This is a genomic window from Agrococcus sediminis, from assembly GCF_007923295.1.
Classification (GTDB): domain Bacteria; phylum Actinomycetota; class Actinomycetes; order Actinomycetales; family Microbacteriaceae; genus Agrococcus; species Agrococcus sediminis.
In genome coordinates, this window is sequence record NZ_VOIR01000019.1 from 24,183 (window position 1) to 45,873 (window position 21,691).

The 21,691-nt window shown below is 72.0% G+C and carries 23 protein-coding genes, 1 tRNA gene and 1 pseudogene; 18 read left to right on the plus strand and 7 right to left on the minus strand.

Annotation, left to right across the window (positions count from 1 at the left end; all coding sequences use genetic code 11):
• Positions 1-2 precede the first annotated feature (2 nt).
• Genes FQ330_RS12870 through FQ330_RS12885 form a run of 4 tightly spaced genes read left to right on the plus strand, consistent with a single transcriptional unit; the run spans position 3 to position 2,532 of the window.
• On the plus strand, positions 3-407 hold the full coding sequence (locus tag FQ330_RS12870) for a MaoC/PaaZ C-terminal domain-containing protein (protein WP_146358114.1): 405 nt from the start codon (positions 3-5) through the stop codon (positions 405-407).
• The gene (locus FQ330_RS12875) at positions 404-1,549 is read left to right on the plus strand and encodes a UDP-N-acetylmuramate dehydrogenase (protein WP_146358116.1); all 1,146 of its coding nucleotides are present in this window, start codon (positions 404-406) and stop codon (positions 1,547-1,549) included. Before FQ330_RS12870 ends, FQ330_RS12875 begins: the two co-directional genes overlap by 4 nt.
• Before the next feature lie 38 nt (positions 1,550-1,587).
• Complete coding sequence (locus FQ330_RS12880; protein WP_146358118.1) at positions 1,588-2,013, plus strand: VOC family protein; 426 nt, start codon at positions 1,588-1,590, stop codon at positions 2,011-2,013.
• Between the two features lie 51 nt (positions 2,014-2,064).
• Entirely contained in the window at positions 2,065-2,532 is a 468-nt protein-coding gene (locus FQ330_RS12885) for an SRPBCC domain-containing protein (RefSeq protein ID WP_146358120.1), read from the plus strand.
• Positions 2,533-2,550: 18 nt separating this feature from the next.
• Here the strand turns inward: FQ330_RS12885 and FQ330_RS12890 are convergent, their stop codons facing one another.
• The 3 genes from FQ330_RS12890 to FQ330_RS12900 form a co-directional block, all read right to left on the minus strand.
• On the minus strand, positions 2,551-3,399 hold the full coding sequence (locus tag FQ330_RS12890) for an ABC transporter permease (RefSeq protein WP_146358122.1): 849 nt from the start codon (positions 3,397-3,399) through the stop codon (positions 2,551-2,553).
• A complete protein-coding gene (locus FQ330_RS12895) occupies positions 3,396-4,250 on the minus strand; it encodes an ABC transporter ATP-binding protein (protein WP_146358124.1) in 855 nt (284 codons plus the stop codon). The genes FQ330_RS12890 and FQ330_RS12895 overlap by 4 nt, the downstream gene beginning before the upstream one ends.
• A 91-nt stretch (positions 4,251-4,341) precedes the next feature.
• Positions 4,342-5,535, minus strand: coding sequence for a pyridoxal phosphate-dependent aminotransferase (locus FQ330_RS12900; protein ID WP_225792874.1), 1,194 nt, complete (start codon positions 5,533-5,535; stop codon positions 4,342-4,344).
• Between the two features lie 149 nt (positions 5,536-5,684).
• On the opposite strand from FQ330_RS12900, the gene FQ330_RS12905 reads away from it, so the two are divergent.
• The 8 genes and pseudogenes from FQ330_RS12905 (at position 5,685) to FQ330_RS12940 (ending at position 12,114) form a co-directional block, all read left to right on the plus strand.
• Positions 5,685-5,757, plus strand: a tRNA-Trp gene (locus FQ330_RS12905).
• Positions 5,758-5,825: 68 nt separating this feature from the next.
• Positions 5,826-6,095, plus strand: coding sequence for a preprotein translocase subunit SecE (gene secE / locus FQ330_RS12910; RefSeq protein ID WP_128188379.1), 270 nt, complete (start codon positions 5,826-5,828; stop codon positions 6,093-6,095).
• A gap of 119 nt (positions 6,096-6,214) precedes the next feature.
• Positions 6,215-6,820 (plus strand): annotated as a pseudogene (gene nusG / locus FQ330_RS12915) (transcription termination/antitermination protein NusG); the annotation flags it as partial.
• A 75-nt stretch (positions 6,821-6,895) separates the two neighbouring features.
• Positions 6,896-7,327: a 50S ribosomal protein L11 gene (gene rplK, locus FQ330_RS12920; protein WP_128188377.1), complete on the plus strand. Its 432-nt coding sequence runs from the start codon at positions 6,896-6,898 to the stop codon at positions 7,325-7,327.
• A 77-nt stretch (positions 7,328-7,404) separates the two neighbouring features.
• Entirely contained in the window at positions 7,405-8,094 is a 690-nt protein-coding gene (gene rplA / locus FQ330_RS12925; protein WP_128188376.1) for a 50S ribosomal protein L1, read from the plus strand.
• A gap of 295 nt (positions 8,095-8,389) precedes the next feature.
• A complete protein-coding gene (locus FQ330_RS12930) occupies positions 8,390-10,063 on the plus strand; it encodes an ABC transporter substrate-binding protein (protein WP_146358130.1) in 1,674 nt (557 codons plus the stop codon).
• Between the two features lie 114 nt (positions 10,064-10,177).
• Complete coding sequence (locus FQ330_RS12935) at positions 10,178-11,182, plus strand: ABC transporter permease (RefSeq protein WP_128188374.1); 1,005 nt, start codon at positions 10,178-10,180, stop codon at positions 11,180-11,182.
• 14 nt (positions 11,183-11,196) lie between these two features.
• Entirely contained in the window at positions 11,197-12,114 is a 918-nt protein-coding gene (locus FQ330_RS12940) for an ABC transporter permease (RefSeq protein WP_225792878.1), read from the plus strand.
• Positions 12,115-12,172: 58 nt separating this feature from the next.
• Here the strand turns inward: FQ330_RS12940 and FQ330_RS12945 are convergent, their stop codons facing one another.
• Together FQ330_RS12945 and FQ330_RS12950 are read right to left on the minus strand one after the other, a co-directional pair.
• On the minus strand, positions 12,173-13,819 hold the full coding sequence (locus FQ330_RS12945) for an ABC transporter ATP-binding protein (protein WP_146358134.1): 1,647 nt from the start codon (positions 13,817-13,819) through the stop codon (positions 12,173-12,175).
• Positions 13,820-13,856: 37 nt separating this feature from the next.
• Positions 13,857-14,810: an NADP-dependent oxidoreductase gene (locus FQ330_RS12950; protein ID WP_146358136.1), complete on the minus strand. Its 954-nt coding sequence runs from the start codon at positions 14,808-14,810 to the stop codon at positions 13,857-13,859.
• Positions 14,811-14,913: 103 nt separating this feature from the next.
• On the opposite strand from FQ330_RS12950, the gene FQ330_RS12955 reads away from it, so the two are divergent.
• The gene (locus FQ330_RS12955) at positions 14,914-15,624 is read left to right on the plus strand and encodes a DUF998 domain-containing protein (protein WP_146358138.1); all 711 of its coding nucleotides are present in this window, start codon (positions 14,914-14,916) and stop codon (positions 15,622-15,624) included.
• On the opposite strand, the gene FQ330_RS12960 is transcribed toward FQ330_RS12955, so the two are convergent.
• Positions 15,621-16,364, minus strand: coding sequence for an alpha/beta fold hydrolase (locus FQ330_RS12960; RefSeq protein WP_146358140.1), 744 nt, complete (start codon positions 16,362-16,364; stop codon positions 15,621-15,623). The two genes, FQ330_RS12955 and FQ330_RS12960, sit on opposite strands and share 4 nt — an antisense overlap.
• Positions 16,364-16,960, minus strand: a complete 597-nt coding sequence (locus FQ330_RS12965; protein WP_146358142.1) for a YqaJ viral recombinase family protein — start codon at positions 16,958-16,960, stop codon at positions 16,364-16,366. The genes FQ330_RS12960 and FQ330_RS12965 overlap by 1 nt, the downstream gene beginning before the upstream one ends.
• A gap of 85 nt (positions 16,961-17,045) precedes the next feature.
• On the opposite strand from FQ330_RS12965, the gene FQ330_RS12970 reads away from it, so the two are divergent.
• The 5 genes from FQ330_RS12970 to rplL all read left to right on the plus strand — a co-directional run bounded on the left by FQ330_RS12970 (position 17,046) and on the right by rplL (position 21,599).
• Positions 17,046-18,050: a phosphotransferase enzyme family protein gene (locus FQ330_RS12970; RefSeq protein ID WP_164877028.1), complete on the plus strand. Its 1,005-nt coding sequence runs from the start codon at positions 17,046-17,048 to the stop codon at positions 18,048-18,050.
• 79 nt (positions 18,051-18,129) lie between these two features.
• Positions 18,130-18,873, plus strand: a complete 744-nt coding sequence (locus FQ330_RS12975; RefSeq protein WP_164877027.1) for a response regulator transcription factor — start codon at positions 18,130-18,132, stop codon at positions 18,871-18,873.
• A 34-nt stretch (positions 18,874-18,907) separates the two neighbouring features.
• Positions 18,908-20,428, plus strand: coding sequence for a sensor histidine kinase (locus tag FQ330_RS12980; RefSeq protein ID WP_146358144.1), 1,521 nt, complete (start codon positions 18,908-18,910; stop codon positions 20,426-20,428).
• Positions 20,429-20,663: 235 nt separating this feature from the next.
• Entirely contained in the window at positions 20,664-21,182 is a 519-nt protein-coding gene (gene rplJ, locus FQ330_RS12985) for a 50S ribosomal protein L10 (protein WP_128188364.1), read from the plus strand.
• Between the two features lie 33 nt (positions 21,183-21,215).
• Positions 21,216-21,599: a 50S ribosomal protein L7/L12 gene (rplL, locus tag FQ330_RS12990; RefSeq protein ID WP_128188363.1), complete on the plus strand. Its 384-nt coding sequence runs from the start codon at positions 21,216-21,218 to the stop codon at positions 21,597-21,599.
• Positions 21,600-21,691: the final 92 nt, after the last annotated feature.

Genomic DNA, 21,691 nt, shown 5'->3' on the forward strand with positions numbered 1-21,691 from the left:
CGATGGAGCAGCTCGAGATCGGGCAGGTCGTCGCCGAGCGCGACCTGCACCTCACCCGCGACTCGCTCGTGCGCTACGCGGGCGCCTCCGGCGACTTCAACCCCATCCACTACCGCGACGACGTCGCCGCCGCCGTCGGGCTGCCCGGCGTGCTCGCGCACGGGATGCTGACGATGGGCGCGGCGGTGCAGCCGGTCGTCGACTGGGCCGGCCCCGCGCGCATCCTCGACTACCAGGTGCGCTTCACCCGGCCGGTGGTCGTCGACCCGGAGGCGGGCGCGCAGCTGCACGTCGTCGCCGCGGTCGGCCAGCTCGGCGAGGGCACGGCGCGCATCGACCTCACGGTGACGGCCGAGGGCCGCACGGTGCTCGGCAAGGCGCAGGTCGTCGTGGCGACGGACCGATGAGCAGCCGCACGCTCGCCGAGGCGACCACGATGCGGGTCGGCGGCGAGGCGCAGCGCTGGATCGACGCGGCGACGCGCGAGGAGGTCGCGGCGGCCTACGCCGAGGCGCTCGCCGACGACCACGAGCCGCTGCTGCTGCTCGGCGGCGGCTCCAACACGGTCGCGTCGTCCGAGCCCTTCGAGGGCACCGTGCTCCGGGTCGCGACCCGCGGCATCCGCACGCTGCCCGCGGCACCGACGCCGCACCGCCCGGCCGGCGAGGAGCCGCCCGTCGACGACTCGGTCGTGCTGCGCATCGAGGCGGGGGAGCCGTGGGACGAGGTCGTCGCGCGCGCGGTCGCAGACGGCCTCACCGGCATCGAGGCGCTGAGCGGCATCCCCGGGTCGACGGGCGCAGCCCCGATCCAGAACATCGGCGCCTACGGGCAGGAGATCGCGTCGACGCTCGTCGGCATCGAGCTGCTCGAGGCGGAGACGCTCGAGGTGCGCGAGGTGCCGGCCTCCGAGCTGCGGCTCGGCTACCGCGACTCCGCCATCAAGCGCGGCATCCTGCAGGGCGTCGTGCTGTCGGTCGACCTGCGCCTGCGCCGCTCGCCCGACGGCCGCAGCCAGCCGGTGGCCTACCAGCAGCTCGCGACGGCGCTCGGCGTCGAGCTCGGCACGCGCGTGCCGCTCACCGACGTGCGTGACTCGGTGCTGGCGCTCCGCGGCTCGAAGGGCATGGTGCTCTCGGAGGACCCCGACTCCGTGAGCGCCGGCTCGTTCTTCACCAACCCCATCGTCTCGGCCCGCTTCGCCTCGCAGCTGCCGAAGGAGCTACCGAGCTGGTCGGTCTCGCCCGAGCCGCAGGCCACCGTGCTGCCGCTCGACGCCGACACGCTTGTGCCGTCGCTCGAGCGGCCCGTGCCGCGCGTGAAGCTCTCGGCCGCCTGGCTCATCGAGCACTCCGGCATCTCGCGCGGCTTCTCGCTTCCCGGATCGCGCGCGGCGATCTCGTCGAAGCACACGCTCGCGCTCACGAACCGCGGCGGCGCGACCGGCGAGGAGATCGCCGAGCTCGCCCGCTTCGTGCAGGCGCGCGTCGAGAACCAGTTCGGCGTGCACCTCGTGCCCGAGCCCGTGATGGTGGGGCTGACGCTCTGACGGCGGAATGGCGCTCGCCCGAGGGCGTTGCACCCGGCATGACCGATGCACCCGTGCAGCTGCGCCTCGTCGTCGAGGCCGAGGACTTCGAAGCCGCGCTCGCGTTCTACCGCGACGCGCTCGGCCTGCCCGAGCTCGCCGCCTTCGAGGGCGACGGCGACGCGCGCGTCGCGATCCTCGACGCGGGCAGGGCCACGCTCGAGCTCGCCAACTCCGCGCAGAAGCGCATGATCGACCGCATCGAGGCCGGCGGCCGGCCGAGCCCCCGCATCCGCGTCGCCTTCGAGGTCGCCGACGCGCAGGGCGCCACCCGGCGGCTCGAGGGCGCCGGCGCCACCGTCGTGGCGGAGCCCGTCGAGACGCCGTGGCGCTCGCTGAACGCGCGGCTCGAGGCGCCCGCCGACCTCACGCTGACCCTGTTCGAGGAGCTCGACGGCGAGGAGCGCTTCGTCCCGCTCGCTTGATCGACCGCCCGCCACGTGCGAGAGTCGAGAGTCGACACGGTGGGGGACAGCATGGATGAGCACGACGTCGCGCAGCCCGCGGCAGGGCACGGCACGGCACCGATCGAGCACGAGCTCGACGTGGCGGTGAGCCGGGCCAGAGCCTGGGACGCCTACGTGCACGGCATGACCGACTGGTGGCACGCGGGCTGGACCACGAGCGGCTCCGGCCTCGACCACATCGAGGTCGACCCGCACGTCGGCGGCCGCATCGTCGAGCGCAACCGCGACGGGCGCGAGCGCGAGTGGGGCACGGTCACGGATGCCGTCCCGGGCGAGCGCTTCGAGCACACGTTCCACCTGTTCCACGAGGGCGACCACACGACCGTCACCGTCGAGTTCGCCGACCTGCCGCACGGCGGCACGCACGTGCGCTTCTCGCACCACGGCTGGAACGAGAGCAACGCGGGCGACCGCGCGGGCCACCTCGACTGGGCGGCCCTGCTGCAGCGCTACAAGTCGTACGCGCAGCACATCTAGCCTGCGGCCGGGGCGGGCTCAGCTGCGCCGGATCCAGCGGAAGGTGACGGCCGCGACGACCGTGCCGACGACCGCCCAGATGCCGAGCACGAGCGCGACCATCGGCAGGTTCCACGCCTCGCCGACCTCCATGTACCGGCCGATGTCGGGCAGCAGCGCGTAGCGCATGCCGTGCCCGACCCACGCGAGCGGGAAGAGGTTCGCGATCGTCTGCAGCCACTCCGGCAGCGCCGGGAAGGCGAGGTAGATGCCCGAGATGAACTGCAGCAGCAGCGCGAGCGGGATCACCACGGCGGATGCGCTGTTGACGGTGCGCGGGATCTGGGCGATCACGACGCCCAGCACCGCGAAGCAGATGAGCGCGGCGAAGAAGACCCAGGCGAGCGTCAGCCAGCGCTCCGGCTCCGTCGGCAGCTCGATGCCGAACACGCCCACCGCGACCGCGAGCAGCAGCCCCGCCTGCGCGAGCGACGTCACGAGCAGCTGCCCGAGCTTGCCGAGGAAGTACGACAGCACGGGCAGCGGCGTCGCGGCGAGCCGCTGCAGCGTGCCGTCGTTGCGCTCGACCGCGATCTCGATGCCGAGGTTCTGCACGCCCGAGAGGAACACGCCCGCGGCGAGCATGGCGGGCAGGTAGTACTGCGGCTGCGTCACCTGCTGGCCCTCGAGCTCGATCATCGGCGGCAGGGCGCCGAACGCGCTCGCGAAGATCGCGAAGAGCAGCACCGGGAACAGGAACGTGAAGACGAGCGCGTCGCTGCGGCGGAAGTACTGCAGCAGCTCGATGCGCACGCGGTCGGCGGCGCACCGCAGCACGTGACCGGGGCGGATGCCCCGGCGCGGCGGAGCGGGAGCGGTGGCGGTCATGCTGCGGCCTCCTCGGCCTCGACGGCGCCGATGAGGCTCAGGTAGACGTCCTCGAGCGAGGGGCGGATGACCTCGAGGTCGGTCGGCTCGCCGGGGAGCGACCGCACCACCGACGCCGGCTCGCGCGTGCGCACCTCGTGGCGGCCCGACGCATCCGTCCACCGCACGACGGGGGTGCGCGACTCGGCGCCGCCGATGCGGTCGACCTCGTCGAGCGCGAGCAGCCGGCCGTCGGCGATGATGCCGGCGCGATGCGCGAGCTGCTCGGCCTCCTCGAGGTAGTGGGTCGTGAGCAGGATCGTGGTGCCGTCGGCGGCGACGTCGCGGATGAGCTGCCAGAAGGCGCGGCGGGCCTGCGGGTCGAAGCCGGTGGTGGGCTCGTCGAGGAAGAGCACCTCGGGCCGGCCGATGATGCCGAGCGCCACGTCGACGCGGCGCTGCTGGCCGCCCGAGCGGCTTCCGATGCGCCGCGACGCGTGCTCGGCGAGCCCCACCGCCTCGATCGTCTCGTCGACGTCGCGGGCGTTCGGGAACACGCGCGCGAGGTGGGTGAGCATCTCGCGCACCGTGAGCGCACCCGCCTGCCCGGTCGGCTGCAGCACGACGCCGATGCGGCTGCGCCAGTCGCGGTCGGCGCGCTGCGGGTCGGCGCCGAGCACGCGCGCGGTGCCGGAGGTGGGCACGCGGAAGCCCTCGAGCATCTCGACGGTCGTCGACTTGCCGGCGCCGTTCGGGCCGAGCAGCGCGAAGGCCTCGCCCTCGGCGATCTCGAACGAGACGTCGTCGACGACGGTGCGCGCGCCGTAGCGCTTGGTCAGGCCGTCCGCGACGACCGCTGGTGCGTGCTGCATGGCTCCAGGCTGGCCCTGTTCGGGCGCGCCGTCATCCCCCCCATCGGCGGAGCGGCGCCGGACGTCGGGCGGCCGGGCGCGAGGCGCCGGGTCAGGCGCCGAAGAGCCGCTGCAGCCGCTGCACGCCCTCGAGCAGCGCGTCGTCGCCGAGCGCGTACGAGAAGCGCAGGTAGCCGGAGGGCCCGAACGCCTCGCCCGGGACCGCGGCGACATCCGCCTGCTCGAGCATGAGGTCGGCGAGCTCGAGGCTCGTCGTGGGCGTCGTGCCGCCCCACTCCCTGCCCAGCAGCCCCGAGACATCCGCGTACGCGTAGAACGCGCCCTTCGGCGTCGGCACCGAGACGCCGGGGATGCGCGAGAGCTCGCGGACGATCGTCTGGCGGCGGCGGTCGAAGGCGGCGAGCATGTCGGCGACCGCGTCCTGCGGGCCGGTGAGCGCCTCGAGGGCGCCGCGCTGCGCGACGTTGTTGACGTTGCTCGTCAGGTGCGACTGCAGGTTGCCGGCGGCCTTGATGACGTCGGCCGGGCCGACCATCCAGCCCACGCGCCAGCCGGTCATGGCGTAGGTCTTCGCGACGCCGTTCACGAGGATCGTGCGGTCGGCGAGCGAGGGCACGGCCTCGACGACCGAGACGGCGCGCTCGGCGTCGTAGACGAGGTTCTGGTAGATCTCGTCGCTGATGACCCACAGCCCGTTGGCGTCGGCCCACTCGGCGATCTCGCCGATGCGCTCGGGCGGGTAGACGGCGCCGGTCGGGTTCGAGGGGCTCACCATGAGCAGCGCCTTGGTGCGGCCCGTGCGGGCGGCCTCGAGCTGGTCGACGGTGACGAGGTAGCCCTGGTCGGCGCCGGCGAAGACGTCGACCTGCACGCCGCCGGTGAGGGCGATCGCCTCGGGGTACGTCGTCCAGTACGGGGTCGGCACGAGCACCTCGTCGCCCGGGTCGAGGATCGTCTGGAACGCCTGGTAGACCGACTGCTTGCCGCCGTTCGTGACGAGTGTCTGGCTCGCCTCGACCTCGAGGCCCGAGTCGCGCGCGGTCTTCGCGGCGATCGCCTCGCGCAGCTCCGGCAGGCCGGGGGCCGGCGTGTACCGGTAGTTCCTCGGGTCGGCGAGCGCGCGCTGCGCGGCCTCGACGATGTTCGGGGGCGTGGCGAAGTCGGGCTCGCCCGCGGCGTAGGAGATCACGTCGCGGCCGGCGGCCTTGAGTGCCTTGGCCTTCGCGTCGACCTTCAGGGTCGCGGATTCGTTGATGGCGGCGATGCGCGCGGCGATGCGGTTCACGGCACCAAGCCTACGGCGGCGCGCGTGCGCCGGGCGGCGAAGTGGACAGCACGCGCCCCGTCCCCGTATGCTGTTCCCTTGGTGGTTGACGACCGCCATGATGTCGCATGCCCTTGCCGGGGCCGGCGCGCATGGCACTCCACCCGCCCAGGGCGGTGGCGCAATTGGTAGCGCAGCGGTCTCCAAAACCGCAGGTTGCAGGTTCGAGTCCTGTCCGCCCTGCTCGAGGCGCCCGTGAGGGCGCCTGATGGGCCTCGGCATTCGCCGGGCCGAACGAACGAAGGGTCACCGTGGCTGAGAACGCGATCGAGGAGGCACCCCGCACGCGCGAGGGTGCGTCTCGCAACCCGTTCGTGCGCCTGTGGACCTTCCTCAAGGAAGTCCTGGTCGAGCTCCGCAAGGTCGTCACCCCGACCCGCAAGGAGCTGGTCCGCTACACGCTCGTCGTGCTGGTGTTCGTCGTGCTGATGATGCTGCTGGTGGTCGCCTTCGACACCGTGTTCTACGGCCTGGCCGGGTGGATCTTCGGTGACATCCCGCCGTTCGGCCTCGCGGGCTGAGCCCGACCGAGACGTGAAGGAGAAGGTGGACTGTGTCTGACGTCAACGACCTCGACATCGAGCTGAACAAGGCGCTCGACGACCTCGTCCCTGCCGACGAGAAGCCGGCCGAGCCGGAGGCCGACCCGTACGAGGAGTTCAAGCGCGAGCTGCGCCTGAAGCCCGGCCGCTGGTACGTCATCCACTCGTACGCCGGCTACGAGAAGAAGGTCAAGGCCAACATCGCCTCGCGTGCCGAGAACATGCAGGTCGACGGCATCTACGAGATCCAGGTCCCCACGGAGGACGTGCTCGAGACGAAGAACGGCCAGGCGAAGCGCGTCAACCGCGTGCGCGTCCCCGGCTACGTGCTCGTGCGCATGGAGCTCGACGAGGACACCTGGTCGGTCGTCCGCCACACGCCCGGCGTCACCGGCTTCGTCGGCAACGCCCACAACCCCGCCCCGCTGCGCTTCGACGAGGCCTTCACGATGCTGAAGCCGATCGCCGACGAGCAGCTCGCCGAGCAGCAGAAGTCGGCGCCCTCGCAGCAGCCCAGCCAGGTCGCGGTCGAGGTCGACTTCGAGGTGGGCGAGACCATCACGATCACCGAGGGCTCGTTCGCGGGCTTCCCCGGCACGATCAGCGAGATCCAGCCGGCGAGCCGCAAGCTCACCGTGCTCGTCAGCCTGTTCGAGCGCGAGACTCCGGTCGAGCTCGGCTTCGGTCAGGTCAGCAAGCTCTAGTCCCTCTCAAGAGGGCTGGATGCGGTCCCGCGCGTCGGTGGACGCGCGGCCGCGACACACCAAGAAGGAAGAGACATGGCACCCAAGAAGAAGGTCACGGGTCTGATCAAGCTGCAGATCCAGGCCGGCGCCGCCAACCCCGCGCCGCCGGTCGGTCCGGCGCTCGGCCAGCACGGCGTCAACATCATGGAGTTCTGCAAGGCGTACAACGCTGCGACGGAGAACCAGCGCGGCAACGTCATCCCGGTCGAGATCACCGTCTACGAGGACCGCTCGTTCGACTTCGTGCTCAAGACCCCGCCGGCCGCAGAGCTCATCAAGAAGGCCGCAGGCGTCAAGAAGGGCTCCGGCGTCCCGCACACGACGAAGGTCGGCAAGCTCACGATGGCGCAGGTCGAGGAGATCGCGCAGCAGAAGCTGCCCGACCTCAACGCGAACGACATCGAGGGCGCGAAGAAGATCGTCGCCGGCACCGCCCGCTCCATGGGCATCACCGTCGAGGGCTGACCTCGACCGAGCCGCTCGGCTCACCAGTGGGAGCGCCTGCCAGGCGCGCACCGCGAACTCTGGAACAGGAGAAGAACATGGCACAGAAGTCCAAGGCCTACCGGGCCGCAGCCGCGAAGATCGAGGCTGACAAGCAGTACACCCCCGCCGAGGCCGTCGCGCTCGCCCGCGAGACCGGCTCGAGCAAGACCGACTCCACCGTCGAGGTCGCGCTCAAGCTCGGCGTCGACCCCCGCAAGGCAGACCAGATGGTCCGCGGTACCGTTTCTCTTCCTCACGGCACCGGCAAGACCGCTCGCGTCATCGTCTTCGCGCAGGGTCCGGCCGCCGAGGCCGCCATCGCCGCCGGCGCCGACGAGGTCGGCTCCGACGAGCTCATCGAGAAGGTGGCCGCGGGCTGGACGCAGTTCGACGCCGCCGTCGCGAGCCCCGAGCTCATGGGCAAGGTCGGCCGCCTCGGCAAGGTGCTCGGCCCGCGCGGCCTGATGCCGAACCCGAAGACGGGCACCGTCACGCCGAACGTGGCGCAGGCCGTGACCGACATCAAGGGCGGCCGCATCGAGTTCCGCGTCGACAAGCACGCCAACGTGCACTTCATCGTCGGCAAGGCCTCGTTCTCTCAGGAGCAGCTGACCGACAACATCACGGCAGCGCTCGACGAGGTCGTCCGCCTCAAGCCGTCGTCGTCGAAGGGCCGCTACATCCAGAAGGCCACCGTCTCGACGACGTTCGGCCCCGGCGTCCCGGTCGACGTCACCTCGATCTGACCGATCGCATCCTCGAGAGCCCCGCTTCGGCGGGGCTCTCGTCGTATCCGGCGCCCGAGACGGGCGCCGGCGCTGGCGTCGCAGTGGAGGCGCGAAAGCGCCTCCACCCTCAGCTCCAGCGCGCGCTTCGGCGGGGCTCTCGTCGTCTGCGGGGGCGCCGGCCGGGATGCGCGAAACCGGATCGTGATGCGCCCGTGACATCGGCGGCGCCTATGAGCGGCTAGGTTGTCCCTACGCACGCTCACGGCCGAGCCGCGCGGTGTGCGAACAGTCCCAAGAGGAAAGGTCCAGCACCGTGATCCCATCCCCGAAGCGACGCCTGCTCGCAGGCCTCGCAGGTGGCGCAGCCCTGACGCTCGTGCTCACCGGATGCATCCAGAGCGAGCGCGACTCCGGCACCGACGGCGGCGACACCGCCGCGCCGAGCGACGTCGACTCGACGTTCGTGTTCGCCGCGTCGTCCGACCCGTCGGGCCTCGACCCGGCGTTCGCGTCCGACGGCGAGACGTTCCGCGTCTCCCGCCAGATCTTCGAGGGCCTCGTCGGCGTCGAGCCGGGCACCGCCGACCCCGCCCCGCTGCTCGCCGAGAGCTGGGAGCCGAGCGAGGACGGCACGTCGTACACGTTCACACTGAAGAGCGACGTGATGTTCCACGACGGCACCCCGTTCGACGCCGAGGCCGTCTGCGCCAACTTCGACCGCTGGTACAACTGGACCGGCCTCACCGCGACCGAGAGCCTCTCGTACTACTACGGCTCGCTCTACGGCGGCTTCGCCGGCGACGACGACGCGCTCTACGAGTCGTGCACCGCCGACGACGAGACGACCGCGACGATCAACCTGACGCGCCCCTTCTCGGGCTTCATCGCATCCCTCTCGCTCCCGGCGTTCGCGATGCAGAGCCCGACCGCGATGGAGGAGTACGGCGCCGACGAGGTGGGCGGCTCCGAGGAGGCCCCCGAGTACAGCGAGTACGGCGAGGCGCACCCGACGGGCACCGGCCCGTTCGTGTTCGAGTCGTGGTCGCCCGGCGAGGAGGTCGTGCTCGCGGCCAACCCCGACTACTGGGGCGAGCAGGGCCAGGTGCAGGAGATCGTCTTCCGCATCATCGACGACCCGACCGCTCGCCGCCAGGCGCTCGAGTCGGGCGACGTCGACGGCTACGACCTCGTCGCGCCGGCCGACACCGCCGCCCTCGAGGAGGCCGGCTTCAACGTGATGCAGCGCGACCCGTTCACGATCCTCTACCTCGGCTTCAACCAGACGGTGCCCGAGCTGCAGGACATCCGGGTGCGCCAGGCGATCGCCCACGCGATCGACCGCGAGGCGCTCGTGACGCAGGTGCTCCCCGAGGGCACCGAGGTCGCGTCGCAGTTCATCCCGGATGTCGTGAACGGCTACAACGACGGCGTGACCGACTACGAGTACGACCCCGAGCGCGCGCAGGAGCTGCTCGCCGAGGCCGGCTTCGAGGACGGGCTGACGCTGCAGTTCAACTACCCGGTCAACATCTCGCGGCCGTACATGCCGAACCCGGAGGACATCTTCACGACGCTCTCCTCGCAGCTGCAGGAGGTCGGCATCACCGTCGAGCCCGTCTCGGACGAGTGGACCGACTACCTCGACCGCATGCGCGGCACCGACGACCACGGCATCCACCTGCTCGGCTGGACCGGTGACTACAACGACACCGACAACTTCGTCGGCGTCTTCTTCAACGGCTACTCCAACGAGTGGGGCTTCGAGAACGAGGAGCTGTTCTCGGCGCTGAGCGAGGCCCGCCAGCTGCCCGACCCCGAGGAGGCCGGCGCCGCCTACGAGGAGATCAACGAGCAGATCGCCCAGTTCGTGCCCGGCGTGCCGCTCGCGCACCCGGCGCCGTCGCTGGCGTTCGACCCGCGGGTCACCTCCTACCCGGCGAGCCCCGTCAACGACGAGGTGTTCAACATGATCGAGCTGAGCGAGTAGCCTGCATCGATCACCCGGATGCCGCGGGCCGGTCTCGGCCCGCGGCATCCGCCACGCACGGCGCGCATCCGCGCCGCATGCCAGACCCCTGACCGCCCACCCGGAGAGACCCACGTGCTGAGAACCATCGGCAGACGCCTGCTGCTGCTGATCCCGACCCTGTTCGGCCTGACCGTGCTGCTGTTCTTCTGGGTGCGGGCGCTGCCCGGCGGGCCCGCCGCGGCGCTGCTCGGCGAGCGCGCGACGCCCGAGGCGATCGAGCGCATCAACGAGGCGTACGGCTTCAACCGGCCGCTGCCCGAGCAGTACATCACCTGGCTCGGCCGCCTGCTGCAGGGCGACTTCGGCAACTCGATCGAGACGCGCCGGCCCGTGCTCGAGGAGTTCGCCAACCGCTTCCCCGCGACGGTCGAGCTCGCGGTGATGGCGCTCATCCTCGCCGTCGGCATCGGCATCCCGCTCGGCTACTGGGCCGCGCGCAACCACGGCAGGCTCCTCGACCACCTGTCGGTGACGGGCAGCCTCATCGGCATCACGATCCCGGTCTTCTTCCTCGCCTTCATGCTCAAGTGGGTCTTCGCCGTGCAGCTGGGCTGGCTGCCCTCCACCGGCAGGCAGAGCAGAGGCGTCGATGCGACGCATGCGACGAACTTCTACGTGCTCGACGGCATCCTCACCGGCGAGCTCGACGCGGCGCTCAACGCGATCGTGCACCTGCTGCTGCCGGCGATCGCGCTCGCCACGATCCCGCTCGCGATCATCGTGCGCATCACCCGCGCATCCGTGCTCGAGGTCGTGAACGCCGACTACGTGCGCACCGGCCGCGCGAAGGGCGTCTCGAAGCAGGTCATCCGCAACCGCTTCGTGCTGCGGAACGCGATGCTCCCCGTCGTCACGACGATCGGCCTGCAGGCCGGCCTGCTCATCTCGGGCGCGGTGCTCACCGAGACCGTCTTCGCCTTCCCCGGCATCGGCGCCTTCCTCGCCGACGCGATCTTCGCCCGGGACTTCCCGGTGCTGCAGGGCTTCGTGCTCTTCATCGCCGTGTCGTACGCGCTCATCAACCTGCTCGTCGACATCTCCTACTCGTTCATCGACCCGAGAGTGAGGATCCAGTGAGCGCCGCCGAAGCGATCCCGACCGTCCCCGTCCCCGAGGGCGACGCCGGGCAGCCCCGCCGCTCCGGGAGCTTCTGGGGCGACGTGCTGCGGCGGCTGCGCCGCAACCCCGCCGCCTGGATCGGCGCGGTCGTCGTCAGCCTGTTCGTGCTCGTCGCGCTGCTCGCGCCGGTGCTCGCGCCCTACCCCGAGCTCGCGACCCCGGGCGCGGGCCTCCGGCTGCCGACCTACCTGCCCGGCCCGGGCGAGGTGCCCGACTTCCCGCTCGGCATCGACCGCTTCGGCGGCGACGTGCTCTCGAAGCTCATCTGGGGCGCGCAGGCGTCGCTGCTCATCGGCGTGGCCTCGACCTTCTTCGGCCTGCTCGGCGGCATGGTGCTGGGCGCCCTGGCGGGCGCGTTCGGCGGATGGGTCGACACCCTCATCATGCGGGTGGTCGACATCCTGCTGTCGGTGCCGCACCTGCTGCTCGCGGTCTCGATCGCCGCGGTGCTCGGCCGCACGCCGCTCGCGGTGATGATCGCCATCGGCGTCGCGCAGGTGCCGATCTTCGCGCGCCTGCTGCGCTCGTCGATGCTGCAGCAGCGCGGGTCCGACTACGTGCTCGCCGCCCGCACCCTGGGCCTCGGCACCGGTCGCATCACGATGACGCACCTGCTGCCGAACTCGGTGGGCCCGGTGATCGTGCAGGCGACGCTCACGCTCGCGACCGCGGTCATCGACGCGGCGGCGCTGTCGTTCCTCGGCCTCGGCGGCGGGCGGCCCGAGACGGCCGAATGGGGCCGCATGCTCACCTACGCGCAGGCGGAGCTCGCGATCGCGCCGTGGCTCGCGTTCCTGCCCGGCATCTGCATCATGATCGCCGCGCTCGGCTTCACGCTCCTCGGCGAGGCGCTGCGCGAGGCGATGGACCCCCGCACCCGCAAGCGCTGAGCGGCCCAACTCCGGGGGCCGTCCCGGCCCCCGGTCTGCCAGCGCCCGCTGCGGGGGCTCAGCTCGCGATCTGCAGCTCGTTGCCGGGGATCGAGGCGAGGAGCCTCCGCGTGTACGGGTCGCGCGGGTTCGTGAAGATCTCCTCGCTCGTGGCCGCCTCGACGAGCCTGCCGTTCTGCATCACCGCGACGTAGTCGCTGATGAGCCGCACGACGGCGAGGTCGTGCGAGATGAAGAGGTAGCTGAGCCCGAGGTCGCGCTGCAGGTCGCCGAGCAGCCGCAGGATCTGGTCCTGCACGAGCACGTCGAGCGCCGACACCGGCTCGTCGCAGACGATCACGTCGGGGGAGAGGGCGAGCGCGCGGGCGATCGCGACGCGCTGGCGCTGACCGCCGGAGAGCTCCGACGGGTAGCGGCGCGCCATGTCGGCCGGCAGGGCCACCTGGTCGAGCAGCTCGCGCACGCGGCGCTGGCGCTCGAGCTTCGACCCCTTGCCGTAGAACGACAGCGGCTCCTCGACGATGCGCTCGATCGTGAACATCGGGTTGAGCGACGAGTACGGGTCCTGGAACACCGGCTGCACGCGCTGGCGGAACTCCTTCTGCTCGTCGCGGGAGAGCGCGAAGACGTCCTTGCCCTCGAAGCGCACCGTGCCGCTCGTCGGCTCGAACGCCTTCAGCAGCATCCGCGCCGTCGTCGTCTTGCCGGAGCCGGACTCGCCGACGATGGAGACGGTCTTCCCGCGCGGCACCGAGAGCGACACGTCGTCGACGGCCTTGAAGGGCTCGCGCCGGCCGCGCACGTGGAACTCCTTGGTCACGTGCTCGAACTCGACGATCGTGTCGGGCGCCTCCGAGGCATCCGCCCCGCCGTGGCTCGCGAAGTCCTCGGGCCGCAGCCGCGCCATCGCGACCGACGGCGCCGCCTTCACGAGCGACTGCGTGTACGGGTGCTGCGGCGCCTCGAGGATCTGCTTCGCCGGGCCCTGCTCGACGACGCGGCCGCGGTGCATGACGACGACGCGCTGGGCGCGCTCGGCGGCGAGCCCCAGGTCGTGCGTGATGAGGAGCACCGCGGTGCCGAGCTCCTCGGTCATCTGCTGCAGCTGGTCGAGGATGGTGCGCTGCACGGTCACGTCGAGCGCGCTCGTGGGCTCGTCGGCGATGAGCAGCTGCGGGCGGCACGCGAGGCCGATGGCGATGAGCGCGCGCTGGCGCATGCCGCCCGAGAACTCGTGCGGGTACGACTTCGCGCGCTCGGCGGCATCGGGCAGCCCGGCCGCCTCGAGCGTCTCGACGACCTTCTGGTCGACGGTGCGGCGGTCGGCGAGCCCGTGCGCGAGCAGCGTCTCGGCGACCTGCGTGCCGATGCGCGCGACCGGGTTGAGGTTCGACATCGGGTCCTGCGGCACGAGCCCGATGCGGCGGCCGCGCACCTTGCGCATGGCGCTCTCGCTCGCGCCGACGAGCTCCTCGCCGTCGAGCCGGATGCTGCCCGCCGTGACGCGGCCGTTGCCCGACAGCAGGCCGATCACGGCCATCGCGGTGGTCGACTTGCCCGAGCCCGACTCGCCCACGATCGCGAGCGTCTCGCCCGCGGCGAGCGAGAGGCTCGCCTCGTGCACTGCCGTGACCGTGCCGTCCTGGGTCGTGAACTCCACCTTGAGTCCGGAGACCTCCAGCAGCGGCTTCTTCGCGTCGCTCATCCGACCATCTTGCACTGCCGCCGGGAACTTCGCTGGATCAGCGCACCCGCAGCACGAGCTTGCCCCGCACGTGCCCGCCCTGCAGCACGCCGAAGGCCTCGTGCACGCGGTCGAGCGGGTAGACGCGCTGCACCTCGACGCGCACGTCGCCGGCGTCGATGAGGCGGCCGATGATGCCGAGGTTCGAGCCGTCTGCCTCGACCTTCACCGACGACGCGCGCATCCCGCGCTCGGCGGCGGCGGATGCGTAGTCGGGCCAGGAGCCGGTCGGCACGTTGAGGTAGAGCCCGCCGTGCTTCAGCGCGTCGAGCGAGCGCGTGCCCGTCTCGTCGGCCACGTTGCCGACGAGGTCGACGACCACGTCGACCTTCTGCAGCACGTCCTCGAAGCGCTCGCTCGTGTAGTCGATGACCTCGTCGGCGCCGAGCGACCTGGCGAAGTCGACGTTGCGGGTCGAGACCGTCGTGGCGACGTGGGCGCCGAAGTACTTCGCGAACTGCACGGCGAAGTGGCCGACGCCGCCGGCGCCGGCGTGGATGAGGATGCGCTGGCCCGCGCGCGCCTTCGCGACGCGCACGACCGCGTCCCACGCGGTGAGCGCCGCGCACGGCACCGCCGCCGCCTCCTCGAAGGTGAGCGACTCGGGCTTCGGGGCGAGCGCGAGGCTCGGCACGATCGCCTGCTCGGCGTACGACCCGCGGGTGCGCCAGTGGTTGACGATGCCGTACACGGCGTCGCCGGGCTGCACGTCGTGCGCCTCGTAGGGCGACTCGGCGACGATGCCGGCGACGTCGCCGCCCGGCACCCACGGCAGCAGCGGCTCGACGGCCTTCGCGGCGCCCTTGCCGATGACCGTCTTGTAGTCGATCGGGTTCATGCCGGCCGCGTGGACGTCGACGAGCACCTCGGTCCCGAGCTTGAGCGGAGCGTCGATGTCGCCGATCTCCACCTGGTCCGTCGGCCCGAACTCCCGCACCAGCACTGCGCGCATCGCACTTCCCTCCACGTCGCCTCGACGCTAGCGCACGCGTGTGACGCCCAGATGTCGAGATGACGACATGTGACCGCAGGGCCGCCGCGGCTACAGTGCTCGTGTGCTCCAGCGCCCCCGGACCGCCGACGTCGCCGTCGCCGCCCTCGCCGTCGCGAGCCTCGTCGCGGGCGCGGTCGTCATCGGCGACGCGCGCGCGATCTACGAGCGCCACCTCTACATCTCCGAGCTCGGCGCCGAACACATGCGCTCGGCCGCGCAGTTCCAGGCCGGGTTCGTGCTCGTCATCGCCGGCATCCTGCTCGTGGCCGTGTCGGTGCGCGACGTGCGCACCCGGCTGCCGGTGCTGCGGCTGTGGGCGCCGTCGGCGGCGCTCGTGGTCGCGGCGACGCTCTTCCTCGTCGCCGCGGCCGTGCCGTGCTCGCCCGGCTGCCCGTCGCTGCTCGGCTCGGAGGCCGAGCCGCGCGACTGGGTGCACATCGTCGCGGCGGTGCTCGGGTTCGTCGCGGGCTGCCTCGCGATGCTGCAGTTCGCCACCGCGCGCGACCGCTGGGTCGCCCGGCTCTCGACGGCGGGCGGGCTCGCGGTCGGCGTGATCGCCGCGACCGGCGGCATCATCTCGCTCGCGCGCGGCAACACCGACATCGGCTCGGCCATGGAGTTCGTCGCGGCGGGGCTCGGGGTGCTGTGGATGATCGCGGTGACGGTCGTGCACACGCTGCCGCACGCGGCGGCGGATGCGTCGGAGCCGGTGCGCGCGCGGTCCCGCGGCGGCGCGGTGCCGGTGGGGGCGGCCGCGCGCCTCGAGGACTAGCCGATCCCCACCAGGAAGCTCGCCAGCTGCTGCCGGAACCACGCGTACATCGCGGCCTCGCCGTCGTCCCGCGCGGGCGAGACGAGCATCCGGCATCCCAGCTCGTCGCGCCACGCCTCGGCGACGTGCAGCGGATGCACGGGGTCGCGGGGGCTCGCGAGCACGACCGTCGGCGCGGGGATGCGCAGCTCGCCCGGGCGGTAGGCGATGTTCCGCGGGATCTCGAGCAGGCGGATGCGCCGCTCGGCCGCGAGCGGCTGCGTCAGCTGCGCCTCGAGGCCGCGCGCGTGCGCGAGCGACTCGTGCGCGACCGCGCGCCAGGCGCCCGAGCGGTGCAGCTCGTCGAGCGCCCGCTGCGGCCGGTGCTCCTCGAGCAGCCGCCCGAGCAGCGGGAAGATCGCGAGGTTCGGCGGCAGCGGCTCGGTCGTGAAGGCGGGGCGGATGAGCGCGACGCGGTCGAGCGGGAACCGCCCGGAGCGCGCGATGCTCGCGGCGAGCGCCGCGCCGAGCGAGACGCCGACGATCGTCACGGGGGAGCCGTCGCCGACGCGCACGAGCTCGTCGGCCACCTCCGCGGCGAGCGCCTCGAGCGCGAAGCGATCCGGCTCGCCGATCAGCGTGCTCGCGCCGTGCGCGCGCAGGTCGGGCGCGAGCACGCGCACGCCCGCGGGCACGGCTCCCTCGAGGTAGGCGCGCATCGCGCCGGCGTCGGAGCCGAGGCCGTGGATCGCGAGCAGCATCAGCCGCGCAGGAGCTCGAGCAGCCGATCCGCGCGGTCGACGAGCATCGCGATCTCGTCCTCGTCGCGCTCGACCCAGACGTGCCTGGGCGGGCCGACGGGCACGAAGTGGCTGTGCTGCTCCCAGACGAAGAGGGTGCGCTCGGCGCCGAGCACGTACTGCTGCCACCAGATCTGGCGCAGGTACTGCTTCGGCACCCGGTCGAACGCCTTCGAGGTCGTCTTGATCTCGGCGAGCACCGTGCCGTCGTCGCTCACGCAGTCGGGCGTCGCGAGGTGGTCGCGCTGGCGCACGGAGTGGAAGAGCGCATCCGACGGCACGAGCGAGAAGTGGTCGTGCACCCAGCGGGCGATGTGCGGCTCGCGGGCGCGGCCGTGGTCGGTGAAGGCGTTGCCGGAGAAGCCGCGGAGGCCGAGCTTCTCGCGCGCGACGGCGGCGACGGCGGCCGAGGTGCTGAGCCTCGCCGCGTCGGTCGCGGTGACGCCGCGCGAGCGGGCGCGCAGCCACGCGATGCGGTCGCTCGAGCGGGCGACGATGCGGCTCGTGTGCCCCAACAGCGACGGCTCGTCGCCGAAGATGTCGAGCTGGAGCTGCATGGCTCCATCGTCCCACGCGGGGCCCACCCGGCTCGCCGCCATGCCGCGTCCGCGCGCCCGGCTCCCGACGTGGTGGGATGACCCCATGGCAGACCGCTACGACGAGCGCGACGAGGCCGAGCAGGTCGAGGCGCTGCGGCCGATCGCGCTGCGGGCCGCGGAGGCGTTCGGGCTCGACGTGGCGCGCATGGAGGTGGTGCTGCACGCCTACAACACCACCTTCGCGGTCGACGACGCCGGCGGGCGCCGGTTCGCCGTGCGGGTCGGCACGAACTCCGGCAGCACGCCGGCGAACGCCATCGCGCAGCAGGCGTGGGTGCGCGCGATCGCCGAGCAGACCGACGTCGTGGTGCCGGTGCCGCTGCGCACCCGGGACGGCGCATGGTTCGTCGAGTCGGATGCGCAGGTGCTGGGCCGCCCGGTGCTCGTCACGATCGCGAGCTGGCTCGAGGGCGACGACGCCGACGCGCTCACCGCGGACGCCGCTCGTGCGCTCGGGCGGACGATGGCGGCGCTCCATGCGCACGCCGGAGGATGGACGCTGCCGCCCGGCGGCGAGCTGCCACGCTTCGACCGGCCGCTCTTCGGCGATGAGGACGCGCTGGATCGTGCGCCGGGGCTCTCCGCGGTCGACCGCGCCGTGCTCGCCGATGCCCGGGCTCGCGCGGAGGAGGTGTTCGAGCGCCTGCACCGGGGCGCCGAGCTGCGACCGCTGCACGCCGACCTCCATGGCGGCAACCTCAAGTGGCATCGCGGGCGGCTCGCCGTGTTCGACTTCGACGATGCCGGCCTCGGGCTGCCCGTGCTCGACCTCGCGATCTCGGCCTTCTACCTGCGCGCCGACGAGCCGGTGCAGGAGGAGGCGATGCTCGAGGGCTACGCCGAGGTGGCGCCGCTGCCGGACATCCTGCGGGCCGACTTCGAGGCGCTCGTCGCCGCGCGCCAGCTGCTGCTCGCCAACAGCCTGCTCGTCACCACGACCGCAGACCTCCGCGCGCAGTCGGGCGAGTACACCCGCGTCTCCGTCGCGAGGCTCCGGCACTGGCTCGAGACCGGGGTGTTCACGAGAGCGCTGCCCGACGCGGCGTGATCGCGTGAGGGCAAGCGCACAGGAAGCGCAAAGGATAAGGTCGGATCGACCCACAGGAGACTCTGGCGGAATGGATGGCATGACCGACACCGCTCAGCAGCAGCTGCGGGCACAGCCCCGCCTCACCCGCCCGGATGGCTCGCCCATCCGCGTCGTCGTCGTCGACGACGAGCAGAGCCTCGCTGACCTCGTCGCCATGGGCCTCAAGTACGAGGGCTGGGACGTGAAGACCGCCGCCAACGGCCAGCAGGCGCTGCAGGCGGTGCGCGAGTTCCGCCCCGACGCGGTGGTGCTCGACATCATGCTCCCCGACATCGACGGCCTCACCGTGCTGCAGCGCCTGCGCTCGGCCGGCTTCGACGTGCCGGTGCTCTTCCTCACGGCCAAGGACTCGCTCGACGACCGCGTCGCCGGGCTCACCGCCGGCGGCGACGACTACGTCACGAAGCCCTTCGGGCTCGAGGAGGTCGTCGCGCGCCTCCGCGGCCTGATCCGCCGCACCGCCCAGACCGCCGAGGAGTCGAGCGTGCTCTGGGTCGGCGACCTCATGATGGACGAGGACTCCTACGAGGTGCGCCGCGGCGGCCAGCAGGTCGACCTCACCGCCACCGAGTTCGAGCTGCTGCGCTACCTCATGCGCAACCCGCGCCGCGTGCTCTCGAAGGCGCAGATCCTCGACCGCGTCTGGTCGTACGACTTCGGCGGGCGCGCGAGCGTCGTCGAGCTGTACATCTCCTACCTGCGCAAGAAGATCGACACGCTCGGCCCGCCCATGATCCACACCGTGCGCGGCGTCGGCTACCAGCTGCGCGCGGCTGAGTGAGCCGGCGCCCGCAGCGCACCCGCCTCCTGCACCCGTGACCCAGCCCGCAGCCGCGACGCCCCAGACCCGACGCATCCAGAACCCGTCGTCGTGGTCGCTGCGCCGACGGCTGCTGGTGGTCGTCGTGGCGCTGTTCGCCCTGCTCACCGCGGCGGTGGCGATCGCGAGCGTCATGACGATGCGCGTCGTGCTCGAGACGCGCGTCGACGAGCAGCTGACCGAGATCGCGAGCCGCACCGCGACCGACGTCGAGCGCGCGCTCGCGACCGGCACGCAGGCGCCGCTCGACCCGCGCACGGCGCCGACCGCCACGCTCATCGCCATCGAGCAGGGCGGCGACCTGCGCCAGGCGTTCATCCTCACGAGCATCGGGCAGCAGCTCGCGCTCTCGGCCGCCGACGAGCGGGTCGTGCTCGGCACCGGCTCCGACGGCATCGTCAACGAGTCGCTGCCGACCTACGGCTCCTACCGCGTGATCGCGCACGACGTCGGCGGCGGGGCGCGGGTGATCGTCGGGCTGTCGATGTCCGAGACCAACCAGACGCTCGCGGCGCTCGCCTTCGTGATCGCGGTCGCGGCGTTCGCCGCGGTCACGATCGTGCTGCTGCTCGGCGACATGATCATCCGGCGCGCGCTGCGGCCGCTCACCTCCGTCATCGCCACCACCGAGCGCATCTCGCAGCTGCCGCTCGCCTCGGGCACCGCGCAGCTGACCAACCGGGTGCGCATCGAGGAGCCGGCCTCGGAGGTCGGCCGCGTGCAGGAGAGCATGAACCGCATGCTCAACCACATCGAGCAGGCGTTCGAGGCGCGCTCGGCGAGCGAGCGCCGCGTGCGCCAGTTCGTCGCCGACGCCTCGCACGAGCTGCGCACGCCGCTCGCCGCGGTGCGCGGCTACGCCGAGATCACGCGCAAGCACGACGGCGACCTGCGCCCCGACACCCGAGAGTCGCTCGAGCGCATCGAGGCTGCCGCGCAGCGCATGCAGGCGCTCGTCGACGACCTGCTGCTGCTGGCGCGGCTCGACGAGGGCCGCGAGCTCGAGCGGGGCGAGGTCGACCTGTCGCTGCTCGTCATCGAGGCGGTCGCCGACGCGCAGGCCGCGGGCCGCTCCCACCCGATCGCGCTCGAGCTGCCCGAGGAGCCCGTGGTGGTCGCCGGCGACCCGCTGCGGCTGCAGCAGGTCGTGGCGAACCTGCTCGCGAACGCCCGCGTGCACACGCCCGAGGGCACGCCCGTCGACGTGTCGCTGCGCACCGAGGGGGAGGAGGCCGTGGTCGAGATCGTCGACGCGGGCCCCGGCATCCCCGACGAGCTGCAGCAGACGGTCTTCCAGCGCTTCGCGCGCGGCGACACCTCGCGCTCGCGCGCGACGGGCTCGTCGGGGCTCGGGCTCGCGATCGTCGAGGCGCTCGTCGACGCGCACGGGGGCACCATCGCGCTCGAGAGCGAGCCGGGGCGCACAGCGTTCACCGTGCGCCTGCCGCTGTGGGGACGGGCGGCGGGGTCGGATGCGCCGGACGCCGAGGGCGCGGAGCTCCGGCAGCCGTCGTGACCGACGGGGCCGGCTTGCGCCGCGCATCCGTCGTGCCGTAGTCTTGCCGCATACCAAAGACCGCTGGTCGTCGGCGTGTGCCCGCAAGGGGATGTGCCGACCGAAGGCTCGCTCGAGGAGCGTCGTCCCGCGCAGGTGCTGAAAGATCCGTCGAGATCCCAGAGCTCCGTGCGCGTGCGCCGGAGCTCTTTTGCATGAGTGGGCCAGGGAAGCCGGCAACGACGCAAGGAGCACCATGGCGAACAAGGAAGCTGCGGTCGCCGAGCTCTCGAACCTCTTCGAGACCTCGAACGCCGTTCTGCTGACCGAGTACCGCGGTCTCACCGTCGGCCAGCTGAAGACGCTGCGCCGATCGATCAGTGAGCACGCGACGTACGCCGTGGTGAAGAACACGCTCACCAAGATCGCAGCCAACAACGCCGGCATCACGGCGTTCGACGAGTCGCTTGCCGGCCCGTCCGCGATCGCATTCGTGCACGGCGACCCTGTCGCCGTCGCGAAGGAGCTGCGTGCCTTCGCCAAGGCGAACCCGGCGCTCGTGGTCAAGAACGGTTTCTTCGACGGGAACCCGCTCACGGCCGACGACGTCAACAAGCTCGCCGACCTCGAGTCGCGGGAGGTGCTGCTGGCCAAGCTGGCAGGTGCCTTCAAGGCCTCGCTGTTCGGCGCTGCATACATGTTCAACGCCCCGCTCGCCCAGGCCGCTCGCGCGGTCGACGCGCTGCGGGTCAAGCAGGAGTCCGCGGCCGAGTAGGCAGCGGTCGGTACCAGAAACAAGGAGAAGACGATGGCAAAGCTGTCGACTGACGAGCTGCTCGAGCAGTTCAAGGAGCTCACCCTCATCGAGCTCAGCGAGTTCGTGAAGAAGTTCGAGGAGACCTTCGAGGTCACCGCCGCCGCTCCCGTCGCCGCCGCTGCAGCCCCCGCTGCCGCTGCTGCTGCGGAGGAGGTCGAGGAGAAGACGGACTTCGACGTCATCCTCGAGTCCGCCGGCTCGGCGAAGATCCAGGTCATCAAGGTCGTCCGTTCGCTGACGTCCCTCGGCCTCGGCGAGGCCAAGGCGCTCGTCGACGGCGCTCCCGCCCCCGTGCTCGAGGGCGCCAAGAAGGAGGACGCCGAGAAGGCCAAGGCCGACCTCGAGGAGGCCGGCGCGACGGTCACGCTCAAGTAGCGTTCCCCGCACCATCGCGAAGGGCCGCTCCCGTGAGGGGGCGGCCCTTCGTCATGCGCCTGCGGCGCGCTGCCGCGCAGGCGCGACGGGAT

Bases quoted from the DNA above. Each gene is read 5' to 3' on its own strand.
- FQ330_RS12870 (WP_146358114.1), top strand. From the start codon at position 3: ATGGAGCAGCTCGAGATCGGGCAGGTCGTCGCCGAGCGCGACCTGCAC.
- FQ330_RS12875 (WP_146358116.1), top strand. From the start codon at position 404: ATGAGCAGCCGCACGCTCGCCGAGGCGACCACGATGCGGGTCGGCGGC.
- FQ330_RS12880 (WP_146358118.1), top strand. From the start codon at position 1,588: ATGACCGATGCACCCGTGCAGCTGCGCCTCGTCGTCGAGGCCGAGGAC.
- FQ330_RS12885 (WP_146358120.1), top strand. From the start codon at position 2,065: ATGGATGAGCACGACGTCGCGCAGCCCGCGGCAGGGCACGGCACGGCA.
- FQ330_RS12890 (WP_146358122.1), bottom strand. From the start codon at position 3,399: ATGACCGCCACCGCTCCCGCTCCGCCGCGCCGGGGCATCCGCCCCGGT.
- FQ330_RS12895 (WP_146358124.1), bottom strand. From the start codon at position 4,250: ATGCAGCACGCACCAGCGGTCGTCGCGGACGGCCTGACCAAGCGCTAC.
- rplK (WP_128188377.1), top strand. From the start codon at position 6,896: ATGGCACCCAAGAAGAAGGTCACGGGTCTGATCAAGCTGCAGATCCAG.
- rplA (WP_128188376.1), top strand. From the start codon at position 7,405: ATGGCACAGAAGTCCAAGGCCTACCGGGCCGCAGCCGCGAAGATCGAG.
- FQ330_RS12945 (WP_146358134.1), bottom strand. From the start codon at position 13,819: ATGAGCGACGCGAAGAAGCCGCTGCTGGAGGTCTCCGGACTCAAGGTG.
- FQ330_RS12950 (WP_146358136.1), bottom strand. From the start codon at position 14,810: ATGCGCGCAGTGCTGGTGCGGGAGTTCGGGCCGACGGACCAGGTGGAG.
- FQ330_RS12960 (WP_146358140.1), bottom strand. From the start codon at position 16,364: ATGCTGCTCGCGATCCACGGCCTCGGCTCCGACGCCGGCGCGATGCGC.
- FQ330_RS12965 (WP_146358142.1), bottom strand. From the start codon at position 16,960: ATGCAGCTCCAGCTCGACATCTTCGGCGACGAGCCGTCGCTGTTGGGG.
- FQ330_RS12970 (WP_164877028.1), top strand. From the start codon at position 17,046: ATGGCAGACCGCTACGACGAGCGCGACGAGGCCGAGCAGGTCGAGGCG.
- FQ330_RS12975 (WP_164877027.1), top strand. From the start codon at position 18,130: ATGACCGACACCGCTCAGCAGCAGCTGCGGGCACAGCCCCGCCTCACC.
- rplJ (WP_128188364.1), top strand. From the start codon at position 20,664: ATGGCGAACAAGGAAGCTGCGGTCGCCGAGCTCTCGAACCTCTTCGAG.
- rplL (WP_128188363.1), top strand. From the start codon at position 21,216: ATGGCAAAGCTGTCGACTGACGAGCTGCTCGAGCAGTTCAAGGAGCTC.